The 12,540-nt window shown below is 57.1% G+C and carries 9 protein-coding genes; 5 read left to right on the top strand and 4 right to left on the bottom strand.

Features of this window, described 5'->3' with window-relative positions; all coding sequences use genetic code 11:
- Positions 1-819: sulfatase-like hydrolase/transferase (locus tag AC0L4F_RS21820; RefSeq protein WP_244691460.1), on the top strand; the 819-nt coding region annotated here is incomplete at its 5' end.
- 423 nt (positions 820-1,242) lie between these two features.
- Here the strand turns inward: AC0L4F_RS21820 and AC0L4F_RS21815 are convergent.
- From AC0L4F_RS21815 to AC0L4F_RS21800, 4 genes are all read right to left on the bottom strand, one after another.
- Positions 1,243-2,082: a hypothetical protein gene (locus AC0L4F_RS21815; protein ID WP_244691459.1), complete on the bottom strand. Its 840-nt coding sequence runs from the start codon at positions 2,080-2,082 to the stop codon at positions 1,243-1,245.
- A 237-nt stretch (positions 2,083-2,319) separates the two neighbouring features.
- On the bottom strand, positions 2,320-2,916 hold the full coding sequence (locus tag AC0L4F_RS21810) for a hypothetical protein (protein WP_420604784.1): 597 nt from the start codon (positions 2,914-2,916) through the stop codon (positions 2,320-2,322).
- A 225-nt stretch (positions 2,917-3,141) separates the two neighbouring features.
- The gene (locus tag AC0L4F_RS21805) at positions 3,142-3,807 is read right to left on the bottom strand and encodes a HEPN domain-containing protein (protein WP_244691457.1); all 666 of its coding nucleotides are present in this window, start codon (positions 3,805-3,807) and stop codon (positions 3,142-3,144) included.
- Positions 3,808-3,831: 24 nt separating this feature from the next.
- Positions 3,832-4,653 carry a helix-turn-helix transcriptional regulator gene (locus AC0L4F_RS21800; RefSeq protein WP_244691456.1) on the bottom strand — a complete coding sequence of 274 codons (822 nt, stop codon included), beginning with the start codon at positions 4,651-4,653 and terminating at the stop codon, positions 3,832-3,834.
- Between the two features lie 297 nt (positions 4,654-4,950).
- Between AC0L4F_RS21800 and AC0L4F_RS21795 the strand changes: the two genes are divergently transcribed.
- The 4 genes from AC0L4F_RS21795 to AC0L4F_RS21780 all read left to right on the top strand — a co-directional run bounded on the left by AC0L4F_RS21795 (position 4,951) and on the right by AC0L4F_RS21780 (position 12,527).
- Positions 4,951-5,229, top strand: coding sequence for a hypothetical protein (locus AC0L4F_RS21795; RefSeq protein WP_244691455.1), 279 nt, complete (start codon positions 4,951-4,953; stop codon positions 5,227-5,229).
- Positions 5,230-5,385: 156 nt separating this feature from the next.
- Positions 5,386-8,658, top strand: a complete 3,273-nt coding sequence (locus tag AC0L4F_RS21790) for a TM0106 family RecB-like putative nuclease (RefSeq protein ID WP_244691454.1) — start codon at positions 5,386-5,388, stop codon at positions 8,656-8,658.
- A gap of 3 nt (positions 8,659-8,661) precedes the next feature.
- On the top strand, positions 8,662-11,220 hold the full coding sequence (locus tag AC0L4F_RS21785) for an AAA family ATPase (protein ID WP_244691453.1): 2,559 nt from the start codon (positions 8,662-8,664) through the stop codon (positions 11,218-11,220).
- A complete protein-coding gene (locus AC0L4F_RS21780; protein ID WP_244691452.1) occupies positions 11,220-12,527 on the top strand; it encodes an McrC family protein in 1,308 nt (435 codons plus the stop codon). Before AC0L4F_RS21785 ends, AC0L4F_RS21780 begins: the two co-directional genes overlap by 1 nt.
- The last annotated feature ends 13 nt before the right edge of the window (positions 12,528-12,540 follow it).

Below are 12,540 nucleotides of genomic sequence, written 5' to 3'. Positions count from 1 at the left end.
GCCGCCTATTTTGAACACCGCTTTTCCCGGGTTTTTACCCGTAACGAGGTGCGCTACCGAGTGATCCCGGCCTATATGGGCCTGATCGCCCAGATCGACGACCAGATCGGCAGGCTCATGGCATGGCTCGATGAGCGGGATATCACCAAGAACACGCTTATCGTCTTTACCTCGGATCACGGGGATTACCTTGGCGATCACTGGCTGGGCGAGAAGGAGCTGTTCCACGATGCCTCGGCCCGGGTGCCGATGATCGTCGTCGACCCATCCGCCAAGGCCGATGCGACGCGCGGCAAGGTGCTGGACGATCTGGTCGAATCCATCGACCTTGCGCCGACCTTCGTCGACTGGTTCGGCGGCGAGGCCTGCCCGCATATCCTGGAAGGGCGGTCGCTGCTGCCATTGCTGCGCGGCGAGACGCCCGCGTGGCGCGAAGTGGCGATCAGCGAATACGATTACTCGATGCGCCGCGCCCGCCAGATCCTGAACCAGCCGGTGGGCGATTGCCGGCTAGTCATGGTATTTGACGGGCGTTGGAAATACATCCATGCTGAGGGCTTTCGCCCGATGCTTTATGACCTTGCCACCGATCCGCAGGAGCTTGTCGATCTCGGGGATGCCCCCGAACACGCGGACCAGCGCCAAAGGCTCGCGGCCCACCTCGACCGCTGGGCGCGCGGGCACCACAACCGGGTGACGGTATCGGACAAGCGCATCTCGGGACGGAAGGGCGGCGAGTTGTCAAAGGGAATTATTATCGGGTTCTGGGACGAGGCCGAGTTGGAGGAAGCAAGATCGCTAGGGACCAGCGGAAACTGACCTCGTCTGCCCGGGTCGGAGATTGGGCATTTATAGCCGATCGCAATGGGAGAAATGCTGTTAACAAACGGATGTTTGAAATGGCGGCATTAAATGCTTTCTGTGCAAGCAATGACTGCATGAGCGAAGGCGGCTCCGAACCCACTGATGGCTTCCGCGGGGCAATTGTTTTGTGCCTGCAGAAATGTTCGCTTCGGTGAAGCCGCGCCGTTGCGGCAATCAAGCTTGCCAACGACTGGTCAGGGCCGTTTGTGCTCCGTACAGTGGAGGATCGCAGCGATTTGTCTTACGCTTCCTGAAGTTGGCAGGTATGGCTGAGAAAATAGTATGCATAGGTCGATATTGCATGATACGTAACATAAACTTCACTATCGGATATTGAATCGCGCCGTGTTTCTCGGCTCCAAAGCTTGGCAAGCGAACCTACCTGGAAATTTCCCCTGCTAACACCGCTCGTCCGTGCACCGCCAAGGTCGCTGAAAACCTCTGGCACCCAAACTTGCGGATCACATCGAGTACCCGCGCTTCGTAGGCAGCGTGTCCGATCAAGCGACACAAGTCGGACGCGTGGAACTGGCGGTTCGCAGTTGGTGCGGCTTGCATCTGTCTCAGCAATTCGCGCTCTTTGGGATCCGTTATTGGTCTCGCGGGCGGCTTGACCGCGGGACGAGTTGGAGTTCCCCACGAATTTCGCCATCGGCGCATGAAGCCAAGCAGGAAGCCGGGCACCCTGCCGTTGCCTCGGGACCGGTTGAAGGCGAGGAAGCGATCCCAGATGACCTGGGTGTCGATGTTCCAGCAGGGCAACGTGGCCTTCGCCGCTTTGATCAGCTCTGCCCAACTGGTCTGAAAAACGTTCGAACTCGCGGTGATATCGATCAGCCCTGAGAAGATAGTTTTGTTATTATTATCTCTAGATAGTGATGTGTCGCCTTCACCTGACACGAGATCATGGGTTTCACTCTCCTTGTCGAAGGCGGAAAACCGAAAGATCCAGGGCGCGAACTTGCCATTCGGCTTCGCCCGCTCGAGCTGCAACTCCGACGTCTCAAGTTCGCTCAAAAGAACCGAAAGATATTGTCGTGAGACACCCATCTTCTCCGCTAGGGCAGAGAGGGTGAAGGCTGCCGTTCCGCGCGACAAACCGTTGTAGCCATCCTTCCAGGCGATGGCATCGAGGATGAGGGTAGCAAGCTTGTGCGCAGCAACAGAGAGATTTGTCTGCGTGATCCGTCGCAGGATCAGGCCGGTCGTAGGTTCCATGGTCGAGGTCTCCTTGGAGAACCGACGCCATGTCGTGAGACAACAACATTCTTGCCAGCAAAACAACTTTGCTGGTTGCAGGTGTTTTAGCGGTGCGCTAGGAAACTCTTGTTCACGGAGTTTTCTAGCACGGCGTCAGGCTTCACGGTCTGGCGTCGTCTCCTTTTCGGGGGTTTTGCACAGCCTTCCGTGCGGGGTTGTCAGGACGCGCGCGGTAAAAACCGCGCGCAGATTTTGTCAGTAGCGAACTTCTTCAGAACCATAGTTCCCGGCGTGATCACGCCAGTCGACGAAGACGGAACGGTAAAAGTAGCTGCCACATCCATTCGGGATGCTCAGGCCGGATGCGGCTGGCACCTGGCCCACGGTGGATCTTGTCCATCGGTAGTCGCCCTGCACGCCGTAGGACCCCAATCGCGTCGAGTCGCTGCGATTGCAGTCGCCATCTCGGTTTTCGTGCTGGCGATACTGGATGTGATAGACCCGTATGCTGCGCACGAAATCAAAGGCGTCGCCTGAGATGTCGATGTCGGCTTGCTCATCTGCTTGAACGCGAACAAGGGGGATCGGAGTCGATTCCTGCGGTTCGGGCGGATCGCGGAACGTGATGTCATAAAGGCGTTCCATAGGCGACATCGGACTGGGATCGTTGAGAGACACACCCATCGGACACCGCCAGATTTGTAAGGGCGGCTCGATCGGCCATGGCGTGATCCGCCGAATGAAGACCGCTCTGGCATGCGCGCAGGGCGCAGAGGCAGGCCAACCGCCCGCAAGGCAGAGGAGGATCGCACAGTCGACCTGATAGGCCTGAGCCGGTGCTGACGAGGCCATTAGTCCAGATATGCTTATTGCCGTGGCTGTTGCCACGCCGTGGATCACGTGCTTCATGATGCCGACTCCATCTATAATGGTGCAGCGATACGAAACAACATTAATGATAGCAAGGAGATTTGATTGTGATGCGGAGCGAAAGGTCCCCGCTAGCGGTACCTTTGCCGGAAGAAGGTCTAGGCACGTGCGGGGTTCTGCTCTTAGCTCAGCAGGAACTGCGCGAAGCTACGAGACTACGGGGTAGAAAGGACGCCCCCAGTCTCCGCTCGGGTTATCCATCATCAGGTCAACAAAAACTGGCATCAGGAATGCAAGGATTGCCGCTCCATCGCGCACTTGCGCGCGGTTCACGCCGCCGTTCCAAGTCGAACCGCCGTGCACGAGCTGGTTGCGCAGAACATACAGACGGTCAAAGACAAAACTCAAAACTCTCGCTGTGTCTCCAGCCTGGAACGCCTGTCCGAAGGCGCGGGCCGAAGCATTGAAACGCTCCTGCCAATCATCGAAGCCTTCGATTCCGTTGTGATGTTGCCAGAACGGGCTGAAGACGTAGTGGTTCTCTAGGAGAAGACGAACTGGACCAGAGAAGCGCTGCCAAACGGCCTTGTAGATCCGCCGATCAGCATCCAGCTGTGTCAGCCGACCAAAGAACTCAAGGAACGTGGCGCGTTCACCTAGCGGGATAGACTGGAATTCTCGTTCGTCGGCGTAGGCTGCATTGAATGCGATCCAAAGGAATATGAACCGCGCGTCATCGTCTTCTTCACAGGCCTCGGCACGACCGATCCAACTGATTGCACGGTGGACACGAAGGCCCATGGTTTCGGGAAATCCCGAGCGAATGGCCCTCTGTTTTTCCTTCAACGCTTGGAACGTCGAGCTGTCGCTCATACAAACTCTCCTCAAGAAATTGGGTCATGGCATCGCGGCAAAATCGGAGCGGCGATAGTCCTCGACCATGGCTCGCAACTCCGCCGGGGCGATGACTTCGACCTTGTCACCCCATTGATACAGGTGCCAAACCATCTCAAGCCAGCCCGCTGCATGGAAACGGACGATAAGACTGCCATCTGGCTGGTGTTCCAACGTCTGCCTTGGATGAAACTGAAAGCCGGCTGCACGAGCGGCTGTGTCTGGCCTAAAGCGCCAGACCACTTCCCCGAATTGCGCCGGATCTTGCCAGACCCCGAAGGCGTGGGCCGCATAATCTGCAATGGTGAAGCCGTTCTGGAGCTTGAAGCTTTCATTCAAGGTTTCTGCTTCATGAATAAGATCAATGCGGAAGTTTCGGACCTCATCTGCCTTTGCTGGGTCACGCGCGGCAAGATATGTCCTGTGCCCCAGCAATACCCCATGCGGCTCCAGGATGCGTTTCTTCGTGTCCTGACTGTAGCGCACGCGTAACCGAAAGGGTCCGCGCAGCGCCTCGATAATTGCGTCAAGAATGTCGGGAGCGACACTGACACGGGGGCCGGGTCGTGTGACTTGGCCCATGGCCATCAGGACAGCCTCTGCGTCCGCTTCGATACGAGCTCGAGGCCGGCACTCTTGCCAACATACCATCTCGAAGGTCCGCCAAGGCCTTTGCATGCCGTAGCCTGCCTTCTGCTTCGGCTGAACGAGCAGCGATCTCCAGTGCTTCGGCGCCAGTTTCATGCCGAAGTTGTAGCCGTGAGAGTCCAGTGTCGCGTAAGCACCAGCGTCGCTTCCGGTCCCCACCGTCTTCAGCCACGACATTTCCGAAGGTGGCCTCCAACGCATCAGTCATGCGCTGAGCAGTGCGATAAGAAACCGAAAACTCGTCACAGATGTCTTCGAGACTGACCCCGCCGCGGCGCGCGGCGGCCATCTGAGCAAGACGAATGAGATCTTGGGCCTTGGAAAAGGACATGGGGTGTTCTGGACCTGTCAGTTTTTGACACCCTTGTAGGCTATTTGTGTCATTGCGTCCTGTCGAGCCGATTCCGGCAAGGGTGACCACGGTGCGAGTTGAGAGGCTCGTCAGGCGCAGCAGAACACAGAGAGGAAAAAACGATGCGTGGACGTGTGATCAAAATTGAACGGATTAGCTCTCGTGCCGGAGTGATTGAAGAGCCGGCAATCACCAGCAAAGGGTATCAGTTGGCGGACCCGGCGCATGGAAAGAACAAGCACCATGCCGAATTCGCAGTTTATGCCAATACGCTGGATGATGCGGCAAACTTAATCGCCAAAGGGTTTTCACTCTGGATGGGAGCAAAGGGCAAGCGCGCTTCCCTTATTGCGCCGAAAAGTCTTCGGATTGTTCGCGGCCAGAACGGCTTCGCCGCATAGCAGTGTCCGCAGCGCGTCGTCGGCTGTAAAGCGTCAAGAATCAAATGTTTGCCAAGCACGACAGATATTGACACCCACCGATGTTATTGAAGAAGCTGCAAGCTAACGAGACGTTTCCGCCCCGAGGGTTGCGCTCATTGATGATTGCTGGAACCCATGCGGAAAATTGACAACAAGATCCTTTTTTCGGCGACTGACCTGATGCGGTTCATGGGATGTACCCATGCGACAGCGCTCGACTTATTGCGCCTTAGAGGCGAAGGGCCCACCCCGGGAGAAGACACAGAAGACGCCGCACTTCTGCAGAAGCAAGGAGATGCGCACGAGCTGGCGCATCTCGAACGTCTGAAAGCCGCGGGCAACAGAGTCGTGGAGATTGAACGGGGAAACATCGCCCAGGATTCCGAGACGACGCGCGCGGCACTGCAAAGCGGTGCCGAGGTCGTCTTCCAAGGTGCATTTCTATCTGGGAACTGGGGTGGATGGTCGGATTTTCTTTTGCGGGTGGATACGCCTTCAGCGCTTGGACCATTCAGTTACGAAGTGGCCGACACCAAACTGAAACGCCGACCGCATCCCAAGCATGTTCTGCAGCTCGTGCTTTACTCTGACCTTCTGACCGAAATTCAGGGTGTGCCTCCCGTGTTTGCGCATGTTGAACTCGGGACAGGTGAGCGTGCAACGCTGCGGCTGGCAGATTACGCACATTACGCTCGAGCGGCCCGTGCGCGGCTTGAGGCTTTCGTGGCGGAACCGGCTGCCACGCGGCCTGTGCCTTGCGCCGACTGCGGCCTGTGTCGTTGGGCAGATCACTGTGCCGATGTATGGGCGAAGGAGGACAGCCTCTTCAATGTGGCGAATGTCACGAAGGGCCAGGTCAAGAAGCTTGAAGCAGCTGGTATCAAAACCATGGCGGAGCTGGCGGCGCTCGCCCAACCAGTACGCGGCATGTCCGAGAACACTCGCTTGCGACTGGTCACGCAGGCGCGTCTGCAGCATGACCGGAAGACTGGCGGACCAACGTTCGAATTGAGGGCGCCTGAACCTGGCAAAGGCTTTGACCTGCTGCCAGAACCACAGCCTGGCGACGTCTTCTATGACATCGAAGGAGATCCACACTTCGAAGGCGGACTGGAATACCTGCACGGGCTCTGGTTTGACGGGCAATTTCTAGCGTTCTGGGCGCATGATCACAGGGCCGAGGCCCAAGCTTTGAGCGATTTATTGGCATTCTTCCGCGCAAGATTGGAAGAGCATCCTAACGCGCGCATCTATCACTATGCCCCTTATGAAATCACGGCTCTCAAGCGGCTGACAACCAAATATGGAATCGGCGAAGCCTTTCTCGATCGGCTTCTACGCGAGCGCCGTTTTGTCGATCTTTTCGTCGTCGTGCGTGGAGGACTGATTGGTTCGGAGCCAAACTATTCGATCAAATCGATGGAAGCTTTTTACGACCGAAAGCGCGACGGAGAGGTCAAAACAGCGGGTGGTTCGGTCGTAGCTTACGAAAGATGGCGCGAGATCGGCGATCAGCACATCCTTGATGAAATCGAGGACTACAACCGTATTGACTGCATCTCGACCGAAGAGTTGCGAGACTGGCTGGTTGGCATCCGCCCGGCAGGACCGTGGCCATCGATTGGCCAAGACGCGGCTCCAAAAGAAGCTGAGGAAGACGCAGAGACAAGGGCGCTCCGCGAGCGGATTGCCGCTTCTGCTTTGCCGGATGAGCGGCAGGATCTACTGTTCAATCTGGGTCTTTTTCACAGGCGCGAGGTCAAACCTGCCCAATGGGCCGTTTTTGACAGCGCCGCGAAAGACGAAGATGACCTCATCGACGATTTGGACGCCCTAGCTGGGCTGGAAGCGATTTCCGCTGTCGAGCCGGTAAAGCGTTCGTTTGCACGCCGCTACCGCTTTCCAGTGCAAGAGACAAAACTGCGGCCGGGCAAGAAAGCCACAGTTCCTGTTTTCGATGGCGCCCCGGTCTCGGTCAATATCGAGGAGATGGACCGGAGAAGACGAGAGATTACGGTCAAGGTCGGACCGGGAAAAGGCCACCTTTTGGAGGATCGCCTCTCTCTCCACCCCGATTGGCCGCTTGATACCAAGGTCATCGCAGCGGCTCTGCAGGACGTCATCGCCGATCAATGCGCGGTTCAGTCCTACCGGGCCGTAGATGATCTTCTATGCAGAGCGGCGCCGCGGCTGACTACTGGGGCGCTGTTGCCGGTTGAGGACCCAGTCATAGGCACGATTGATGCCGTCGGCGCGATGGATCAAACGGTTTTGCCTATTCAGGGCCCCCCGGGCACGGGCAAAACGTTCGTCACTGCCCGCGCGATCCTGTCTCTTGTCCGAAAAGGCGCGCGCGTAGGTGTCACATCGAACAGCCACGAGGCCATCCGCAACGTATTGATGGGGTGCCTAGCTGCGCTTGAAGACGAAGATCTGCCGATCACGCTGGATCTGATTCACAAGGTTTCCGGGTCCGACGATGGCTACCCAGACGATTGTCCAATTCAACGCACTACAGATAACGCCGAAGCCGCAAGTGGCGGTCATGTCGTGGGCGGAACTGCTTTCTTTTTTGCGCGGGAAGAGAATGTGCAGGCATACGACTGGCTGTTCGTTGATGAGGCGGGGCAGGTTGGCTTGGCCAACATGGCTGCCATGGGGCGCGCAGCAAAAAACATCGTGCTGGTTGGCGATCCGAGACAGCTTTCGCAAGTGATCCAAGGGGCACACCCTGAACCCGCAAATCTTTCCTGCCTGGACTGGATGCTGGGCGATCACGCAACAATTCCGCCTGACAGGGGGATTTTCCTCCCCGTCACGCGCCGGATGCATCCCGACGTCTGCCGTTTCATCTCCGATCAGGTCTACGAAGGTCGTTTGATCAGTCACGCAGATACGGTCCGCCAAGGCGTATCGGGAACCAGTTTCCCAGCTGCGGGTGTCTTTTGGGTGCCCGTGAACCATGAAGGCAATGCGCAGATCGCTTCCGAAGAGGTTGCCGCAATTCAGGACACGATTGACGACCTTCTGACGGGCACCTGGACTGAAAAAGACGGCACTGAGCGACCCATGCGCCGGTCTGACATCATCGTTGTGGCCCCCTACAACGCTCAGGTGAATGCCCTCCAAGATGCACTTCCCGATGACATTCGGGTCGGGACGGTCGACAAGTTTCAGGGGCAGGAAGCACCTGTATGCCTTGTCTCAATGACGGCATCTTCTGCCGAAGAGACATCGCGAGGCATGGAGTTTCTGTTTTCGCTCAACCGTATCAATGTGGCGGTGTCGCGTGCCAAGGGCCTGGCCTTGGTCTTCGGCTCACCGCGCTTGCGCGAGGCCAAGTGCGATACCGTGGAACAAATGCAGTTGGTCAACACGCTATGCGCTTTGAATGATTGGATACGCTAAGAAATGTGGCAGGAAGTCGAACGAAGAATTGCGGATAACGAGGCTGACGGAAAGCTGCCTGCAGCTCCTTTGCGCAGAGCCATTCTAGACGAACTTAAGAAGGCTCAAATAACGCCTGTCCACACGGCGAAAAAAATGGCGTCATTCGAACTCCCCAGAGGAGAGAGATTGCTATGGGAGCTGACAAGTCCAGCGATCAACTTTTTTGTCCGCACTCAACTGAAAGACCAATTGATTGCTTCCGGATTTCCGACAGAGCCGAGACCTTTTGATCATTCTCGACCGCCAAACGGGGGACGACATTCCGCACTGAGCTTGGATTGGTCCTTCGGGCAAGAAGATTGCGTATGTACAAAAATCCAAGGCCCTGACGATGTCGACCGGCTCATTGCCGCAATTTCGGATAGAAGCACCAGTCAAACGGCGACCGGACTTTCACGTGACCAAATTGAAGCCGCGATGACGGCGTTTGACGAATACAAGGAGATTGGAGCCCACGCAGAAGTTTTTGGTGCCTTCGGTGAACCGCGCGACTATTGGGTCCGGTCATCGCGTGAGCGCGAAAACCGTGTATATCCGACCAAACCGCTAATTGGCTTCATTCTCGGCAAGACAGAACTAAACGGTGGCTGGGGACAGAAGGCGGATGCTGCTGCGCGTCTTCACAACGCCGGTTACATCATCGTCGACCAAAACGATCAGCCCACCGATCGCCCTGAGCGGTACGAACACCTAATGGAAGGTGCCGACCGGATCAGGCTCTGCGCCCTGAACTATTTCATCGAACCTGCCCGGGAAAAGTCGGCCAGGGAGGTCTCCATCCGCGCAGGAGACCTTTCTGCGGCAATCGGGTTGAAAGACGCGTTCCCGAACATCTGCCAGGCACTTGGCGGTGAAAAATTCCAGAAACTTGCGCAAGTACCACCGCCCACGAGCACCGAACCAAATCCAAGCAGTTCGACCGTTTTCACCTATACGCTAAATTCCCAACCGGAGGCGGACACCGTGACCGACACAAAAAAAGCGCCCTCGCCATCCGCCGTAAACTTGATCCTCTATGGCCCGCCGGGCACGGGCAAGACGTATCAGACGGCATGGGAGGCCGTCCGGCTGTGCTTGGGTGACGAGGCTACTGCAGCACTAAATGGACAAGATGGCCGAGCAGAGCTCATGAGCACGTACCGCAGCCTTGTGAGCGAGGGGCGCATCGAATTCGTGACTTTCCACCAGTCTATGTCCTACGAGGAGTTCATCGAGGGACTGCGACCGACTACGGATCAGTCCGAGGACAGCTCGGCGGGTACCGGGTTCCGGCTGGAGCCCGCACCCGGCATATTCAGGCGCATCTCGGAGCGTGCGGAGAAGGGCGTGCCGACAGTACCGCGAGAGAACGTCGTTTCCCTCGACGGGCGGCAGGTCTTCAAGATGTCGATCGCGCGCGCCAACGTGGCCGCGGAGGACTACCTGTTCGAGGAAGCCATCTCCGAGGGGCACACGCTCCTCGGCTGGGAGGACATCGACTTCTCCGACGACAGGTTTTCCGATGTCGAGGAGATACTGGAGGCTTGTCGTACCCATGGCGAGCGCGAAGGCGAGGTTACTCTCCAGTCGGGCCAAGTGAGCCAAGTGGACGTTTTCCGCAATCAGTTGGACGTGGGAGACATCATCGTTGTCACCAAGGGCAACCGACTGTTCCGGGCCATCGGCGAAATCACGGGGGAGTACCAATACCGGCAGCGGGACAACCGGAAATACTGCCACAGGCGGTCCGTGCGATGGCTCTGGGTCGACAGAGATGGGGTTCCGGCCTCCGAGATCTACGATAGCAATTTCACCATGAAGTCGATCTATGCCCTCGATCGGGCCCGCCTCGATACTGTTGCCATCGAAAGCTACATGAATAGCGGCGGCGAACCGATCCATCGGGAGGCAAGACCGCATGTCCTCATCATCGACGAGATTAACCGGGCGAACATCTCCAAGGTCTTCGGCGAGTTGATCACGCTTCTCGAGCCCGACAAGCGGCTCGGGATGGACAACGAGATCCGCCTCACGCTTCCCTATTCCAAGAAGTCCTTTGGGGTGCCTCAGAACCTCCATGTCATCGGTACGATGAACACGGCCGATCGCTCCATCGCGCTGTTGGACACAGCGCTACGCCGCCGGTTTTCTTTCAAGGAGCTGATGCCCGACACTTCAGTTTTGTCGGACAACGTTGATGGGGTCGATCTGCAAAAGCTGCTGTCTACGATCAACGAACGGATCGAGTATCTGTTCGACCGGGAGCATCAAATCGGGCACGCGTACTTTACAGGCTGCCAGACGCGGGCGGATATTGAGAGCGTCATGCGAGACAAGGTGATCCCGCTTCTGGCTGAGTATTTCTACGAGGACTGGTCCAAGGTGGCAGCTGTTCTCGGCAACTCTACTCACGGTCCCGCCCGCTTCCTCGATGCCAAACAAATTGCGGTACCCGGAGGCATGACTGAAGACGACTTTTCTAGCGAAAAACTGCGGTGGACGGTCAAAGACAAATTCGACTTCTCGGAGTTTGCGGCCTGATGCCGGCCTTCACCCTGCGCGAATGGGAAACGTTGCCCCACGGCGAAGGGGACGGCTGCATTCCCGATCATTTTGCCGAGCGTCTCGCGGCGCTCGCCAGAGCATCGACCTTTGCAGGAAGGGGTGGAGGCGGAGTGCTTGAGGATCGGCGCCATGAACTGCGGGCGCGTGGCATTGTCGGGGTCCTGGCAACCGATGGGTGCAGCCTTGAAATTCTTCCCAAGATCGATGTCGAAGGGCAAGGAGGCGAAGCAAGAAAGAATGCTGCCATTCGCAAGCGTCTTGTTCACATGCTCGCAGTCGCACTGAACCTAAAAATCGAGACGGGCCAGATCACAGAGCTTGATTGGCAGCGCGAAACGCTCCTGGAAATTCTCATCCGCATTTTCTGTAGCAAGCTGACCGATGCCGTTCGTCGAGGCATGCCGCGACGATATCTTGTCCAAGAGGATGACCTTGCGGCGTTGCGCGGGACGCTCAATCTGCCTCGTCAATTTACGCGTCACGCAGCGAACCCCTCGCGGCTCGCTTGCAAATTCGATGAGCTATCAGAAGACATCGCGCTGAACCGCATCATGAAAGCGACGGTTGCACATCTCTCCAGAATGTCGCGCAGCCTCACCAATCAACAGCGTTTGCGCGAACTGGCTTTCGTCTACGCCGATATATCCGAAGTCGCTGTTCCTGCGCTGAAATGGAATGAGGTCATCATCGACCGGACAAACCGGGCGTGGCAGGAATTGTTCGGGATGGCGCAACTTTTTCTGCGTAATCGGTACCAAACGACGAGTGCCGGAGTGGGGCGGGGGACTGCACTCCTCTTTGAGATGAACGCACTTTTTGAGGAATATGTCGGCCGACTGATCACACGCGCTTTGGCACGCACGGAGTATCGGGTCTCTCTACAAGGCGGGAGACTATTCTGCCTGACATCGCTCGATGATGACCGCGCTGTGTTCCAGACGAAACCCGATATCCTGATCTGGCGTGCGGGGCAGGTTGTCCATGTGATCGACACGAAGTGGAAGCGGATTTCCTCCCGTATTGATGATCGAAAACAAGGAGTGTCCCAAGGCGACGTCTATCAGATGATGGCCTATGCGCACCTGTACAAAGCCCCGCGACTGACGCTGCTCTATCCGCATCACCAAGATCTTTCAGGATCGGAAGGTCTTCAGGCCCAGTTTCGGATATCAGGTCAGGAGACGATCATCGAGACGGCGAGCGTGGATGTCGCAGTTGGTGACGACATGATCGCCCGCTTGAAAAACATCATTGCGTTGGAGACTGACGGAGCGTTGGTCTAACGGTTGATTTCTA

It is taken from the genome of Marinovum sp. J2-8 (assembly GCF_055808435.1).
Note: the sequence above shows the minus strand (reverse complement) of the source record. Positions and strands in the feature narration are given on the sequence as shown.

Excerpts from the sequence above, each read along its gene's own strand:
- AC0L4F_RS21805 (WP_244691457.1), bottom strand. The coding sequence starts at position 3,807 with ATGAGCGACAGCTCGACGTTCCAAGCGTTGAAGGAAAAACAGAGGGCC.
- AC0L4F_RS21785 (WP_244691453.1), top strand. The coding sequence starts at position 8,662 with ATGTGGCAGGAAGTCGAACGAAGAATTGCGGATAACGAGGCTGACGGA.
- AC0L4F_RS21815 (WP_244691459.1), bottom strand. The coding sequence starts at position 2,082 with ATGGAACCTACGACCGGCCTGATCCTGCGACGGATCACGCAGACAAAT.
- AC0L4F_RS21790 (WP_244691454.1), top strand. The coding sequence starts at position 5,386 with ATGCGGAAAATTGACAACAAGATCCTTTTTTCGGCGACTGACCTGATG.
- AC0L4F_RS21800 (WP_244691456.1), bottom strand. The coding sequence starts at position 4,653 with ATGTCGTGGCTGAAGACGGTGGGGACCGGAAGCGACGCTGGTGCTTAC.
- AC0L4F_RS21795 (WP_244691455.1), top strand. The coding sequence starts at position 4,951 with ATGCGTGGACGTGTGATCAAAATTGAACGGATTAGCTCTCGTGCCGGA.
- AC0L4F_RS21810 (WP_420604784.1), bottom strand. The coding sequence starts at position 2,916 with ATGGCCTCGTCAGCACCGGCTCAGGCCTATCAGGTCGACTGTGCGATC.
- AC0L4F_RS21780 (WP_244691452.1), top strand. The coding sequence starts at position 11,220 with ATGCCGGCCTTCACCCTGCGCGAATGGGAAACGTTGCCCCACGGCGAA.